The sequence below is a fragment of the Niallia sp. 03133 genome (assembly GCF_052663225.1).
The window spans coordinates 49,193-63,232 of record NZ_JBQTCY010000019.1; the positions used below are offsets into that span (position 1 = coordinate 49,193).

Annotated in this window: 15 protein-coding genes; 2 read left to right on the forward strand and 13 right to left on the reverse strand. The window is 33.7% G+C overall.

The features are described from left to right. Positions 1-151 precede the first annotated feature (151 nt). The 3 genes from ACTYBU_RS21100 to metG all read right to left on the reverse strand — a co-directional run bounded on the left by ACTYBU_RS21100 (position 152) and on the right by metG (position 4,641). The gene (locus tag ACTYBU_RS21100) at positions 152-1,336 is read right to left on the reverse strand and encodes a ubiquitin-like domain-containing protein (protein ID WP_445492817.1); all 1,185 of its coding nucleotides are present in this window, start codon (positions 1,334-1,336) and stop codon (positions 152-154) included. Positions 1,337-1,574: 238 nt separating this feature from the next. After that, on the reverse strand, positions 1,575-2,342 hold the full coding sequence (locus ACTYBU_RS21105; protein WP_445492819.1) for a TatD family hydrolase: 768 nt from the start codon (positions 2,340-2,342) through the stop codon (positions 1,575-1,577). Between the two features lie 289 nt (positions 2,343-2,631). Continuing rightward, the gene (metG, locus tag ACTYBU_RS21110) at positions 2,632-4,641 is read right to left on the reverse strand and encodes a methionine--tRNA ligase (RefSeq protein ID WP_445492821.1); all 2,010 of its coding nucleotides are present in this window, start codon (positions 4,639-4,641) and stop codon (positions 2,632-2,634) included. Between the two features lie 510 nt (positions 4,642-5,151). On the opposite strand from metG, the gene ACTYBU_RS21115 reads away from it, so the two are divergent. Then, positions 5,152-5,436: an AbrB/MazE/SpoVT family DNA-binding domain-containing protein gene (locus ACTYBU_RS21115; RefSeq protein ID WP_445492823.1), complete on the forward strand. Its 285-nt coding sequence runs from the start codon at positions 5,152-5,154 to the stop codon at positions 5,434-5,436. A gap of 145 nt (positions 5,437-5,581) precedes the next feature. Here ACTYBU_RS21115 and rsmI read toward each other — a convergent pair whose 3' ends face one another. From rsmI to ACTYBU_RS21165, 10 genes are all read right to left on the reverse strand, one after another. Then, positions 5,582-6,448 carry a 16S rRNA (cytidine(1402)-2'-O)-methyltransferase gene (gene rsmI, locus ACTYBU_RS21120; protein WP_445492825.1) on the reverse strand — a complete coding sequence of 289 codons (867 nt, stop codon included), beginning with the start codon at positions 6,446-6,448 and terminating at the stop codon, positions 5,582-5,584. Continuing rightward, positions 6,426-6,713 (reverse strand): GIY-YIG nuclease family protein, encoded by a 288-nt coding sequence (locus ACTYBU_RS21125; protein ID WP_445492827.1) that lies wholly within the window; start codon positions 6,711-6,713, stop codon positions 6,426-6,428. The genes rsmI and ACTYBU_RS21125 overlap by 23 nt, the downstream gene beginning before the upstream one ends. Then, a complete protein-coding gene (locus tag ACTYBU_RS21130) occupies positions 6,700-7,443 on the reverse strand; it encodes a tRNA1(Val) (adenine(37)-N6)-methyltransferase (protein ID WP_445492829.1) in 744 nt (247 codons plus the stop codon). The genes ACTYBU_RS21125 and ACTYBU_RS21130 overlap by 14 nt, the downstream gene beginning before the upstream one ends. A 494-nt stretch (positions 7,444-7,937) precedes the next feature. Next, the gene (gene yabA, locus ACTYBU_RS21135) at positions 7,938-8,315 is read right to left on the reverse strand and encodes a DNA replication initiation control protein YabA (RefSeq protein ID WP_445492831.1); all 378 of its coding nucleotides are present in this window, start codon (positions 8,313-8,315) and stop codon (positions 7,938-7,940) included. Between the two features lie 12 nt (positions 8,316-8,327). Next, positions 8,328-9,155: a PSP1 domain-containing protein gene (locus tag ACTYBU_RS21140; RefSeq protein ID WP_445492833.1), complete on the reverse strand. Its 828-nt coding sequence runs from the start codon at positions 9,153-9,155 to the stop codon at positions 8,328-8,330. Further along, the gene (gene holB, locus ACTYBU_RS21145; RefSeq protein WP_445492835.1) at positions 9,148-10,155 is read right to left on the reverse strand and encodes a DNA polymerase III subunit delta'; all 1,008 of its coding nucleotides are present in this window, start codon (positions 10,153-10,155) and stop codon (positions 9,148-9,150) included. The genes ACTYBU_RS21140 and holB overlap by 8 nt, the downstream gene beginning before the upstream one ends. A gap of 13 nt (positions 10,156-10,168) precedes the next feature. Continuing rightward, the gene (locus ACTYBU_RS21150; RefSeq protein ID WP_445492837.1) at positions 10,169-10,606 is read right to left on the reverse strand and encodes a YaaR family protein; all 438 of its coding nucleotides are present in this window, start codon (positions 10,604-10,606) and stop codon (positions 10,169-10,171) included. Between the two features lie 72 nt (positions 10,607-10,678). Next, a complete protein-coding gene (locus ACTYBU_RS21155; RefSeq protein ID WP_443483370.1) occupies positions 10,679-11,008 on the reverse strand; it encodes a cyclic-di-AMP receptor in 330 nt (109 codons plus the stop codon). 243 nt (positions 11,009-11,251) lie between these two features. Beyond that, positions 11,252-11,881 (reverse strand): dTMP kinase, encoded by a 630-nt coding sequence (gene tmk / locus ACTYBU_RS21160; protein WP_445492839.1) that lies wholly within the window; start codon positions 11,879-11,881, stop codon positions 11,252-11,254. A 26-nt stretch (positions 11,882-11,907) separates the two neighbouring features. Beyond that, positions 11,908-13,359, reverse strand: a complete 1,452-nt coding sequence (locus tag ACTYBU_RS21165; protein ID WP_445492841.1) for an aminotransferase class I/II-fold pyridoxal phosphate-dependent enzyme — start codon at positions 13,357-13,359, stop codon at positions 11,908-11,910. Positions 13,360-13,588: 229 nt separating this feature from the next. Here ACTYBU_RS21165 and ACTYBU_RS21170 point away from each other — a divergent pair, with 229 nt between their 5' ends. Beyond that, positions 13,589-13,807, forward strand: a complete 219-nt coding sequence (locus ACTYBU_RS21170; RefSeq protein WP_445492843.1) for a sigma factor G inhibitor Gin — start codon at positions 13,589-13,591, stop codon at positions 13,805-13,807. The last annotated feature ends 233 nt before the right edge of the window (positions 13,808-14,040 follow it).

Genomic DNA, 14,040 nt, shown 5'->3' on the forward strand with positions numbered 1-14,040 from the left:
TGAAACATTTTTGTAACATGAAACGTCTATATATACAGAAAGATAATAAACACGTAGATTATACCATTCATTATAGCGTAAATAATTATTTTCAACAAAATGAAGAATTTAACCAAAAAAAAACAGAGAATAGCATTCTCTGCAGAAAAATTTATTTAATTACTTTTATTCTTACAGGCTTTGCTCCCCAACGATAAGCTTCCGCTTTTGTTGAGAAAAACACGTCGATTTTCTTTCCTTTAATAGCAGAGCCAGTATCAGCAGCTACAGCATAGCCATAGCCGTCAACATATACTTTTGTACCTAATGGGATATAGTTCGGATCGACAGCAATTACTTTTGCATTTGGATTTGCTTTTAAATTGATTCCAGTCGCAGTATACCCAGAACAGCCATTGCAGCTTGCTGTATATGCAGTTGAATTTACATACATATCTGTCCCTGCAGATTCGCTTCCACGGGATGCAACTTGTATAACTTCTGCTTTTGTACCAACCGCAATAACTTTATCCTGTTTATCTTTGATTTTTTCTTCACTGAGCAGCTTGCGGGAAACTTCTTTGCCGTTTTTTAAAGTTATCTCAAATTTTTTCGATACTAATCCTTCTTTGCCTTCAGTAACTATTTTTTCAGCACCATGTTTCAACGTATCATCTTTTTGAGTAACAACAGCATAATTAATCGGTTGTTCCACTACATCGGTGACCTTTTCTATTCGAGTAATATTTACAACATCTGTTTCTTTCACTTTTTCGTTTAGATCTGGTTCAACTCGGTCTAATTTTGTAAGTGATATTCCTTGTTGTGTTAAAAAGTCAGCGACCGTAGTCGAAGTGGACCATAGTTGTCTTTTCTTGCCTGCATCTACTAGTGTAAGCGGAAATGCGGTATGTACAACAATTTCCATATCATTTTCTATTCTATTTTTCTTATCTTGGTTTATCTGATCATGCTCGTTCAAAGAAACTTTTTGTTCTTTTAAAAACTTTTCAACATTATCAGCTGTTGTCCAAACCGTTTTCTTCTCGTCGTCTTTTCTAAATTCAACCTGTTTCGCTTGTTTCCATACGACTTTAATATCGTCTTTTATCTTTGTATCTAAAGAAGGAAACACATAATCTTCTGAGTGGACGGTAATATCAAGATCATCAAATATTTCTTGTATAGTGGATGAGTGCGTTTGGATGACCTTCTCTTCACCATCTAATGTCAGTGCCACAGTTTTTTTGGAAGTCTCGTATATAAGAAAGCCGAATGTACTTGCAAAAACTATGAAACTAGCAATAATAATGGCCCATTTTTTTCTGCTCAGAGATATGGAAAACAGGTTTTTCATGTTTGTGAATACGATGAAAAACGCCTCCTTTTCTCTCGGAGTGATTATATAGAGTATCGCGTCTGCTGTCAACCCATTAACTTTCTTTGAACGTATATCCTATTATGCAAAAAACTTTCGCGAAAGGAAAGAAAGAAATCTCGACACAATCATTCTATGAGAAAAGAAAGCATTGTAGAACTTTTTAGAACCAACTAAAAAAAGGACAAGCCTTTCTCCTTTTCGACACCATTCCTTATCAGTATATGCCGAATAATTTTTTGGCATTTTCCGTTGTTGCTGCTGCAACTTCCTCAAATGAAATCCCTTTTATTGCTGCAATTTCTTCTGCAACTAATTTGACATAGCTTGGTTCATTTCTTTTTCCTCTGAACGGTGTAGGAGCAAGATAAGGACAATCAGTTTCAATCAAAAGTTTTTCCAAAGGAATAGCCGCTGCAACTTCTTTCGGTTTTTTTGCATTTTTAAATGTTACAGTTCCTCCTAGGGAAATGTAAAAATTCATATTAATACATTCCTCTGCTGTTTCTATACTTCCACCATAACAATGCATAATTCCACCAACTTCTTTTGCATCCTCTTCTTTTAATATATTCACAATATCTGCTGTTGCCTCTCTATTATGAATAATAATCGGGAGACTTACTTTTTTTGCTAATCTTATTTGTCTTCTAAACACTTCTTTTTGTATATCCTTTGGCGATTTATCCCAATGATAATCTAACCCCATTTCTCCTATAGCTACAACCTTAGGATGGCTTGACAACTCTTCTATCCAAAGTAGGTCATCCTCCGTCATATCAATTGCATCTACTGGATGCCACCCTACGCTTGCATAAAGAAATGAGTATTTCTCTACAAGTTCCATTGCTCTTTCAATCGTCGGTCTGTCGAATCCCACAACAATCATCTTTTCCAGTCCTGCATCGAGAGCACGTTGAATCGTTTCCTCAATATCTTCCATAAATTGATCTGCATTTAAATGTGTATGAGTATCAAATAACATAAATAGTCCTTTCTAATATAAATATTTTTTGACGTGAATTATATTTAAATAATGTAATAATCTAGAAAAAACATAGAAATATTCCATACTAAAGAATGTCTGGATACCTCTATGTTTTCTCATTTTTTATTAGAACTTATATTCCTGAAACAAGGGACACAGGTCCGTCCTTCGCTCTTCTTCTTACGATAAGTCGAGAACGAAAGACTCCGTCTTTCGACACTCCTATATCTCACTCGATTCAGTCCAGCTCCTTCCGTCGATAAACAGGTCGCCTCCACTTTTCTTATTATTTTACTTTTGACCCTAGTGGTAGGGACTCGTCGACTGATGCTACTGAAAGAATTCCATCTTGACTTCCGGCAAGTATCATCCCTTGGGACAGTTCTCCTCTTAGTTTGACTGGTTTTAAATTGGTAACACAGATAACGCGTTTTCCTACTAATTCCTCTGGCTTATAATATTGTGCAATCCCAGAGACTACTTGTCTTTGCTCATATCCTAAATCCAATTGAAGCTTTAACAGTTTATCTGCTTTTTTTACTGGCTCTACTTTTAATACTTTTGCCACTCGCAGGTCTATTTTCATAAAATCATCAATTGTTATTTCTTCCGTCTCAGGGGCTTCCTGCACTTTAGGCGCTTGTTCTTCTTTAGCAGGACCCTGCATTTCTACTTTAATAAATTCCACTTCTTCTTTCATATCTAACCGTGGGAAAATAGGTTCTCCCTTTTCCACTTTCGTTTCTGTTGGAATACCTCCAAATACTTCTAAACTTTCCCATGATTTTAAAGCATTGTTTTGAATATTCAACTGTTGGAATATTTTATCAGGAGTTCTTGTTAAAAATGGTTTTAATAGTATCGCAATTCTTCTTAATGACTCAGCTAAATGTGCCATAACATCAGCTAATTGTTCTTGTTTTCCTTCTTTCGCCAATACCCATGGCTGTGTCTCATCAATATATTTATTATTCCTGCTCACTAATTGCCATAGATTTGTAAGCACAACAGAAAACTCCATTTTATCCATATGCTCTTCATATTTTTCAACGGTTTCCTCATGAGCTTTTACAAGTGACTTTTCAAAGATCCCTGCTGAACCCTTATATAATGGAATAACACCATCAAAGTACTTATTAATCATTGCTACTGTTCTATTAAGTAAATTTCCTAAGTCATTTGCTAAGTCAAAATTTACTCTTTCTACAAAACCTTCTGGTGTAAATACACCATCTGAACCAAATGGCACTTCTCGTAATAAGTAATATCGCAATGCATCTAGACCATAACGGTCGATAAGTGTTACTGGATTCACAACATTGCCTTTTGATTTTGACATTTTTCCATCTTTCATCAAAATCCAGCCATGGGCAAACACTTTTTTTGGAAGTGGCAGATCTAAAGCCATTAGCATAATCGGCCAATAGATAGTATGAAAACGAACAATTTCTTTACCAACTAAATGAACATCTGCAGGCCAATATTTAGAATATTTAGAATCATCTTCTGTACCATACCCTAATGCTGTGATATAATTAGACAATGCATCAATCCACACATATACAACATGTTTTGGATCTCCTGGTACTTTTATTCCCCAATCGAATGTTGTTCTTGATACAGCAAGATCTTCTAAACCAGGCTTAATAAAATTATTGATCATTTCATTTTTGCGGGATTCTGGCTGAATGAATCCAGGATTTTGATCATAGAACTCTAATAGGCGATCTGCGTATTTACTCATTCTGAAAAAATATGATTCTTCTTTAACCAATTCAACAGGGTGTCCACTATCTGGGCTTTTGCCGCCGACAATTTTACCAGCTTCGTCATATTCAGGATCAACTAACTGTAATTCCGTGTAATAAGTTTCATCAGATACAGAATACCAGCCTTGATATTCATCTAAATAAATATCTCCTTGATCCACTAATTGTTGAAACATTTTACTAACAACTTCTGTATGTCTTTTCTCAGTAGTACGAATAAAATCATCATACGAAATGTCTAGTTTATCCCATAGTTTTTTTATTCCTGCAACTATTTCATCCACATATTCTAGTGGCGTAATGCCTGCTTCTTCTGCTTTGCGTTGAATTTTTTGTCCATGTTCGTCTGTACCAGTTAAATATCGAACATCAAACCCTCTCATACGTTTATATCGAGCCATTGCATCCCCTGCTACTGTCGTATATGCGTGCCCTATATGTAAATTCCCGCTCGGATAATAGATAGGGGTTGTTATATAGAAAGTTTTGTTTTGATCTTTCATTTTTATCCCTCCAGAAAATAACACAATATTTTATGTAAATTACATGAATAGAAAACAAATTGTTTCATGTAATTCTTATTGTATCAATATTTTTTCGAATTCCAAAACAACAATTTCTTATTTTCTCATTATTATTAAAAGATTCATTAAATATTGCCATTTTTGCCGTTTACACCCTCAAAATATACATAAAAAATGCACTTTCTGCAACAAGATGAAGATTTTCTTTTATACCTTTGCTCGATCTTCTATAAAAGGACAAAAACTCTGTTCATGTAGAATTTTGTCGAAAAAAAACAATTAATATGCTGATTAATTTTATCATTTTATTTTTATATAAGTATTCACATATTCAAAATAATGGAAACTAATACCCTTAAAACATTGAAAAATAAACATTTATTTATTCTCAAATATTTCTAAAATAAAATAATTGACGATTATGGGAATGGCTGGTATTATATAGACAACAAAGAAATTTGTCGAATATTAGCGAAAAAAGATAAATAATAACTAATTGGGAGGAGAAAAGGAATGAAATCTACAGGTATTGTTCGTAAAGTTGATGAATTGGGACGTGTGGTTATTCCAATCGAATTAAGACGCACATTAGGAATTGCTGAAAAAGACGCATTAGAAATCTACGTAGATGATGAAAAAATCATCTTAAAAAAATATAAGCCTAATATGACTTGTCAAGTAACTGGTGAAGTTTCTGATAGTAATCTAACTTTAGCTGGTGGTAAATTAATCCTAAGCCGTGAAGGTGCAGAGCAACTATTAAATGAGATTAAAAGTTCATTTGAAGTATCTAAATAATCTAGCTTTCATTTGATTTTATATAGTATAAAAAATGTATGGAATTTAGCATTAAGCTATCGTTCCATACATTTTTTCTTTTATCCCACTCTTAACGGACAGTAAGACCCCCACGGATGGAAAGGTTCACTTTATGCTGATCTTATTATTCTTTTATATGATATTGCTGGTAGACTTCCCGTTTTTGCATTTCTCTGTCTACAGCTGTTTGTTTTATGGCTTCTTTTGTTGTATATCCTTCTTTGCTTATATACTGTTCAACATGCTCTACTACAGAAAGTTCAGTCCACCATTTTGTTTCTGGCTCCTGCCACTCTCCTTTTTCTATTACAATACAAAATTCACCCCGTATTTCGTCTTTTTCCGCCCATTCTATTACTTCAGTCACGGTGCCTCTAATAAACTCTTCATATATTTTAGTCAGTTCCCGACAAAGAGATATATTTCTGTTTCCTAATACTTCATGTATAAACAATAACGTTTCTTTTAAACGGTGTGGGGATTCATATAATAGAATAGTGCCTTGAATCTCTTTCAGAGATAATAATTCCTTTTTCTTTTCTTTTTTTTGTCTATTAAGAAACCCATAAAAGAAAAAAGGATGCGTCGGCAATCCAGACGCAATAAGTGCAGTTAATGCTGCATTTGCTCCTGGCAATGGTATAACCGGTAATTTCTCTTTTACTGCGGAGACTACTAGTTCATAGCCTGGATCTGCAATAGTTGGCATGCCTGCATCACTCACTAAAGCAACTATCTTTCCTTCTTGTATTGCTTGCATTAATTTTTGGCCGCTTGTTTCTTTATTGTGCTCATGATAACTTACAATTGGCGTTGTTATTTCAAAATAATTACATAGTTTTTTTGTATTCCTTGTATCTTCTGCAGCTATAAGATCTGCTTCTTTTAATATTCTTACAGCCCTAAAGCTCATATCTTCCAAATTTCCAATCGGCGTTGGAATTAAGTATAAACTTCCCACCATTTCTTTAAAGCTTTTTTGTTGCCACAAATCCTTCACCTGCTTTCTTATTTAAATAATTCTCTTTATTTTTCCGATCCATCTTTTTAAATCCGCATTCTGCTTTTAATGCTTCAGACTTAGTTGAAAAAGCTTCATAATATAATAAAGCAACAGGAAGCCGTCCTCTTGTATATTTAGCTCCTTTACCTTTATTATGTGTGTTCACTCTTTTTTCTAAATCATTTGTATACCCTGCATATAAGGTTCCATCTCTGCATTCCAGGACATAAAAATAATGATTAATTTTTTCCATATAAAATGTGACTCATTTCTTCTGTATATTCATTTGTGTCTTGATACACATATAATGGAGGAAGTATTTTCAAATCAGGTTTTCCATCTTTAATCGCTTCTACTAACAGTACATTCGCTTCTTTACCCTGTTTTGGATATACAAATCGAATTCGTTTAGGCTCTAATCGGTATTGTCTCATTAAAGTGATCATATCAAGCAGCCTTCCCGGTCTATGCACAAAAGCTACTTTTCCGCCTTGTTTCGCTAATTGGCTAGATATACGGATAGTATCCTCTAAAGTACATAATAACTCATGTCTTGCAATAGCAAGATGCTCGTTTCCATTGATTTCTTCTAATGAATCTGTTTGAAAATAAGGTGGATTACATGTAATAACGTCATATTTTTCATAACCTAATTCAGCAGGAGCATCTTTAATATCTCTATGGATCATCTTTATTCTATCTTGAAGATTATTATAAAGGATGCTTCGGTTTGCCATATCATATAATCGTTCTTGAATCTCCACTCCAATTATTGTCCCCTTTGTTCTAAGCGACAAAAATAGAGGAATTACTCCATTTCCACTACAAAGATCTACCAGCTTGCCTTTTTTCATTGGCACTGATACAAAGTTTGCCAAGAGAACGGCATCAAGGGAAAAGGAAAATACAGTGGGACTTTGAATAATTTTCAACTTTTCCGCTAATAAGTAGTCAAGTCTTTCATCTCCTATTAAATTAACCAATTTAGCTGCCTCCATCCTATAAAAAAACCTTCCTATTTATAAAGGAAGGTTCCAAAACATTTACTTTTTTACTGCTTTACTGCTTGTGGTACTCGACCTTTGATATTATTATTCTAGCCTTAACAATACAATTTGTTTAATTTTCTCGTTTTAAAAAGTGGCTCTTTTCGTATAGAGTGTTGTTATATAACCCACAGCCTGAGTACACTTGGCTTTCCGCGGGGCTACGCCTGATCCGCTTTGTCGTTTCACTCCTGCTTTCTTCTCTCCTGTCTCGCTAATCCGTGCTGAGAGTCTACGTGTATTCAGGCTGCTCCGTCATTCTAAAAGGTTCTTTCAACTTATTAAAAAGCTACAAACTTTTAGAAAACAGCCTAAAAAATAAAAGATAGATGATATGCAAACGGAAACCTTCCTATTATAAAGGAAGGTCCAATTTACAGATGAAGCATTTCTATTTTTCATGTAGTCGAATATATAATCAATAGACAGGGTTACTTTTTATTAAGAAATGATAAACAGAATAAACAATCTCCATCTTTTCTTGGACTTCCGAAATGAAGATTACATATATGAAAACCTTCTTGGTATAATCTTGCAAGGTTATCATATCCTTCACCCACATCTATATTTCTTTCTTCTATTTGATTATTAGATTTAGGATTTTTCTTTTTATTCATTTCTTTATTTTTTTCTTTTCCATTCGCCTGTCTTTCTAAATGTCTTCTTAAATTCTCATTTTCCAGCTTTAATGTATTGTTCTCCTCAATTAGTTCCGCAACATGCTGCTTTAACTCACCTAATTGTTGATACAAATTCCCTATTTGGCTTTCCATATTAATTACTGAATCAAAAACTTCTTTTTTATCCACTCTTCCACCTCATTAATCTGTGGATTGAACTGAAACAGCATCTTCTTGCAGTATTTCTTCCAATGTATATTCAAGCACTCGTTCTTGTTCAGAAATTTCCACTTGGAGTAAACGTTCTAAAATATTTAAACCTACTACTTTTCCCTTTCCTTGAGGAGTATCAATCCACTCTCCCAAATCTGGAAGCTGTTCTTTAGCAGATTCGTACTCATCATTTTCATATTTTAAACAGCACATTAATCTGCCGCAAAGGCCCGAAATTTTTGTAGGATTTAAAGAAAGGTTTTGGTCTTTTGCCATTTTTATAGAAACCGGCTCAAAATCTCCTAAGAAGGTAGAGCAGCAAAGCATCCTTCCACATGGTCCAATTCCACCTAACATTTTTGCCTCATCTCGAACGCCGATTTGCCGTAATTCTATTCTTGTTCTAAAAATTGCAGCTAAATCCTTTACTAATTCACGAAAATCCACACGGCCATCTGCTGTAAAATAGAAAATCACTTTATTTCGATCAAACGTATACTCTACATCTACTAACTTCATGTCCAAATTATGCAGATTTACTTTTTCACAACAAACCTCATATGCTTCTTTTGCTGCGCTTCTATTCTCGTCCACAATCATTTGGTCTTTTTGATCCGCAATCCTTAATACTTTTTTAAGTGGAAGTACTACGTCATTTTCGTCAACCTTCTTTGGAGCTATCACGACTTTCCCATACTCAACTCCACGGACTGTTTCAACGATAACAAAATCCCCTTTTTGAATGATTATCTCATTCGGATCAAAATAATATATTTTTCCAGCTTTTTTAAAGCGGATTCCTACAACATCATACAACTGAAGATCCCTCCTGCAGCCTTAGCACAAGCTGCTCCATCAATAACTGTGGATTCATATTACCTTGCAGCTTACGCTTTGCTTCAAAAATAGCTGATATTTGTTCGGTTAAACGATGATTAGATAACCTTAAAGCAGAAGCTTCCAATAGTTCTTTTTCGTTTATATGAACAATTTTGTCTTGCTTGCCAAGCTGTATATATAATAAATCCTTGTATAGTAGCAGCAATAAATCCAATCCTCTGTCATATTGGTCTTTTTCTCTAAAATGAATAAACCAATCTCTTTGAAGAGCTACTAATGCCTCTAAAGAATTTCCTTTAAGAGTCTCATATAATTTTACCACTATTTTTTGTGCTTGTACAAACCATTCATCAGAACTTAAGAGTAGTGCTTCTTCGTAATTATTGGTAAGTTGGGCAAGTTTTGGTGCTTCATTATTTTTTATGCCTTTAATCATAAGTTGTTCTACTAATTTTGAAGGGGATAAAGGAGTAAATGACAATACTTGGCATCTGGACAAAATAGTTGGAATAATTTGTTGTATCTGTTCAGTTAATAATATAGCTATCGTTTCCGCATTTGGTTCTTCTAAAAATTTTAATAAACTATTTGCTGCATTGTTAGTCATTTTATCTGCATGACTAACAATGTACATTTTCCTTTTTGATTCTACTCCCGTTTTGGCGAATTCTTCTTGCAAGCTTTGAATTTGATGTTTCTTTATGGATAGCCCTTCTGGTTCTACTATATGAATATCCGGATGATTTCCATGCATGATTCTTTTGCAGTTCGAACATGTTTCACATGGAACATATCCTTCTAGTAAATTCTCACATAAAACACTTTTTGCCAATAGTATGCTGATATCTTTTTTGCCGGTGCCTTTCATTCCTTCAAAAAGATAAGCATGTGCAAGCCGATTCTTTTTCAGGCTGTTTTTTAGCATTTTTAATACAATGGGCTGTGACTGTTCAAGTTGGTCCCATGTTTCTGTCAAGCCAATCACTCACTTACGTATATAAATTGATTAACATTCCTTTAATTTCACCAACTTTATCAAGGATTGTTAAACCGCTTTTTTCTTTATTCATAACCTCTTCTGTAAGCTCAATTAACTTCTCATCAATAACCTGTACGACTTTCAGATCTCTTCCTTGTCCAAATTGATCCCAAGATTCATCTTTTTTTAATTTTAGCCCGTATCCCACTGCCTCTTTAACAAATTGTTTTACAAGCGATTTGAATTTTGTTAAGTCTTTAATCGTCTGTGATCTGCCTAACCTATTTCCGGCATCATCTATATTTTTTATTAATATGCTTAATTGAGCTGTCTGCAGCTTTTCATTTTGTCTAATAACAAGATCTTGAAACTTTTCATCTATATTTCCGTTCTTTACATCTTGTCTTGTTCCTTCAGCTGTAAAGCGAATATCCTTATTAATCTTCATTTACTTCCTCCGATAAGAAGCATTACTAAATTTAATATGTGAATATAGTTTTAAAAATCAGCACTTTAATTTTTAAAACTGTTTAAATTGCTCAACAGGAAGTACAAAGACAGTTGCCCCTCCTACTTCTACTTCCACTGGATAAGGAACATAAGAATCAGCATTGCCGCCCATTGGAGAAACAGGGGCTACCAACTGATCCCTGGATTGACAATTTTCTTTAATAATTTCCATGCATTTTTCAACGCGAATATCTTCTGTACCAATCATAAATGTTGTATTGCCAGATTTCAAAAATCCACCCGTACTAGCTAATTTTGTCGCTCTAAAATTATGTTCAACTAATGCATTTAATAACTTATTGCTATCTTTATCTTGAATTACAGTTAAAATTAATTTCATTTTTTTCATCCTTTACAATGTATTTTCCGATTAAATGCTTCCTTCTATTATAGCAATAAATCATATAAGAAAACATGCATTATAGATGATTTGGAGTTCTTTTTCAAAAAAGGAAATTTACTTCCTTCTTTATTGTTTTTCAGCAAATCGCTGGTAGAATATCTACGCTCGAAAAACAAACATAGTGGCTCTAGCAGAAGTTTGCAGTTTTATATTCGTCACAAAACACGCAACTATACTTGTCTATAATAAAAGTCTATTTAAGACCTTTTCTGCTTGTTGAAAAACTTTTAATATCGGTTGAGAGGCATCTATCCTCATCATTCTATTAGGAAATTTCTTCATTACTTGGTAGTAGCCTTCCTGAACACGCTCATGAAACTCTAGCTCTTCTAAATCTAAACGATTTATTTCTCTCTCCTTTGTTTTATTAATCCTTTCTAGCCCTAACTTTGGATCTATATCAAAATAAATGGTAGCATTAGGCATTAAGCCGTTTATAGCGAACTCATTGATATTTAACACCTCATCAATCCCCAAGCCTCTTGCATATCCTTGATAAGCGAGTGAGCTGTCAATAAAACGGTCACATAGAACAATATATCCTTCTTTTAAAGCCGGCATAACTTTTTCTACTAAATGCTGCCTTCTTGCAGAAGCATATAATAATGCCTCTGTTCTTGCATCCATTTCTGTATGATCAGGATCTAATATAATGTTTCTAATTTTTTCAGCAATTTTGATTCCGCCTGGTTCTCTTGTTTTTAACACTTTCATGCCACTTTTTTTATAGTGTTCCGCTAACATTTCTAATATGGATGTTTTTCCAGCTCCTTCTGGCCCCTCCAAAGTAATAAAAAGTCCATCTTTCATAAAATATTTCCTCCTGCTAGCTTATGTTATCTAATAAAAACAGTAATTTCACCCTTGTAAATGGAGGGATTTCCTTGAAACTTTGCACCGTTTTCTACTAATTTTTTTAACTGTTTAATATGATAGAAAGTTATTTCTTCCCCAGGCAGTAATAGAGGAATGCCTGGAGGATATGGAATAACAGTCTCTGCGCTAATATTGTGTAAAGCACTATCTAAACTTATCTGTCTTTTCTTCCGTTCAGCTTGTTCTTTATCACTAAGCTTTAATTCTACTATATAAGTCTCAATATTTATAGATAGTCCTTTCTCTTCCCCATTTCGATGATTAGGAGCGATGTGTTTTAATGCTTTTTTTATATTTTCAATAACCTGCTGCAAAGGATAGTCTATTCCCGTTTTAAGCAATGGAAAGATGAGCAATACATTAGCTGTATCCGCTAATTCTGAAAAAACGCCTTCTTTTTCCAATAATTTCTGAAGTTCAAAACCGCTTAAAGAGCTTGTTGACTGAATGGTGATTTTTAAAGGATCTCCATTCCCCTCTCCATAAGATAGAACTTTAATTTGTTTTATTCTGCCTAGCTCAGCGCGAAATTTATTGATTTTTTCTATGAGATATTCTCCATCCTCTTCTGTAAATGTTCCTAAATAGCTTCTTGCCAAATCCAAAGAAGCCATTATTGGATAAGAGGGACTGCTCGATTGGAGGATAGACAAGTAATGCTCTACTCTTTCTTTCTTAACCTTTTTACTATTGAAATGTAAATAAGCTCCCATTGTTAAAGCAGGCAATGTTTTATGTGCCGATTGTATAACAATATCTGCCCCCAATTCTACTGCTGATGCTGGAAAATAATCAGATCCAATAAAATGAGCGCCATGAGCTTCATCCACTAATATTGTTATTCCATGTTTATGTGCTAATTGAATAAGCCCTTTTACATCTCCTGCCATTCCATAATAATTTGGAGAAGTTATAATTAACACGTTTACATTCGGATATAAATGAATTGCTTTTTTGAATGTTTCAATAGAAATTGCACCTGCTATCCCCCATTCTGAATCATATTCTGGAGTCAGAAAAATAGGTTTTGCTTTAGCCAAACGTATTCCGTTCATGATCGATTTATGACTATTCCGTTGAACAAATACTCCTTGTCCATCCTCAACTGCTGCTAAGATCATCGCTAAATTCCCAACGGTTGATCCATTTATTAAAAAATAACTGCTCTTTGTTTTATATAGTTGAGTCAATAATTTTTCCGCATGCATAATTACTCCTTCTGGCGAGTGAAGGTCATCTAAATCAGTAAGTTCCGTTAGATCAAAACGAAATATATTCTGTTTTAATTCATTCACATGAGAAGATAACAGCATTCCATTTTTATGGCCTGGTACATGAAAAGAAATACTTTTTTGTTGCTGAAAATGAAGTAGCTTTGTATATAAGGGAGTTTCTTTTTGCAAAATCTTCACCTTTTCTTCTTTATGACTTTTTTTATTTTACCATTCGTTCCATGTGAAACAATATCTCTTTTCAATAGAGTTTTATTATATCCTCGATTGAATGGCGTTTTTCAGATTACATGCAATATCTAATGTGTCTATGTTCTATTCTAAATAAGTTTATCTATAAAGATATCACATTCACTTGAAATTTTCTGAATTTTGTATACTAGCGGTTATATATGGATAAAATGGTCCTATGGAGGTGGAGGTTTTGAATTTTTCTTTTAAAAAAACGCAGCAAACACAGCTAGAGGAAAAATGTTTAATTTGTGGTCATCATAAATTAAAGGGAATACATTTATATCATTCTTTTATTTGTTCTGATTGTGAACAGGATATTATCCATTCAAAAACGAGTGATTTGAACTATCTCTTTTACGTGAAACGTTTAAAGAAGGCTCAGACCTGCCAATAGTGTAGGACATTTATAGCAATTCTATTCATAGATATCATCTTCTTTGTCCTTTTCAAATTGTCTTAAATAAAGGAAAAATATAATTTAAAGATACAAAGAATAGATCCAAACAGCTATCGATTACCTTTACGATTATTCATTTTATCTTGATATAAAGATGATATTTCCGTTTCCCTCTTAAAATATACATGATAATCGTTTATATAATTTTTTCTACAAAAAAGCATCTAATG

Excerpts from the sequence above, each read along its gene's own strand:
- ACTYBU_RS21100 (WP_445492817.1), bottom strand. The coding sequence starts at position 1,336 with ATGAAAAACCTGTTTTCCATATCTCTGAGCAGAAAAAAATGGGCCATT.
- ACTYBU_RS21105 (WP_445492819.1), bottom strand. The coding sequence starts at position 2,342 with ATGTTATTTGATACTCATACACATTTAAATGCAGATCAATTTATGGAA.
- ACTYBU_RS21115 (WP_445492823.1), top strand. The coding sequence starts at position 5,152 with ATGAAATCTACAGGTATTGTTCGTAAAGTTGATGAATTGGGACGTGTG.
- ACTYBU_RS21125 (WP_445492827.1), bottom strand. The coding sequence starts at position 6,713 with ATGGAAAAAATTAATCATTATTTTTATGTCCTGGAATGCAGAGATGGA.
- ACTYBU_RS21150 (WP_445492837.1), bottom strand. The coding sequence starts at position 10,606 with ATGAAGATTAATAAGGATATTCGCTTTACAGCTGAAGGAACAAGACAA.
- ACTYBU_RS21155 (WP_443483370.1), bottom strand. The coding sequence starts at position 11,008 with ATGAAATTAATTTTAACTGTAATTCAAGATAAAGATAGCAATAAGTTA.
- tmk (WP_445492839.1), bottom strand. The coding sequence starts at position 11,881 with ATGAAAGATGGACTTTTTATTACTTTGGAGGGGCCAGAAGGAGCTGGA.
- ACTYBU_RS21170 (WP_445492843.1), top strand. The coding sequence starts at position 13,589 with ATGGAGGTGGAGGTTTTGAATTTTTCTTTTAAAAAAACGCAGCAAACA.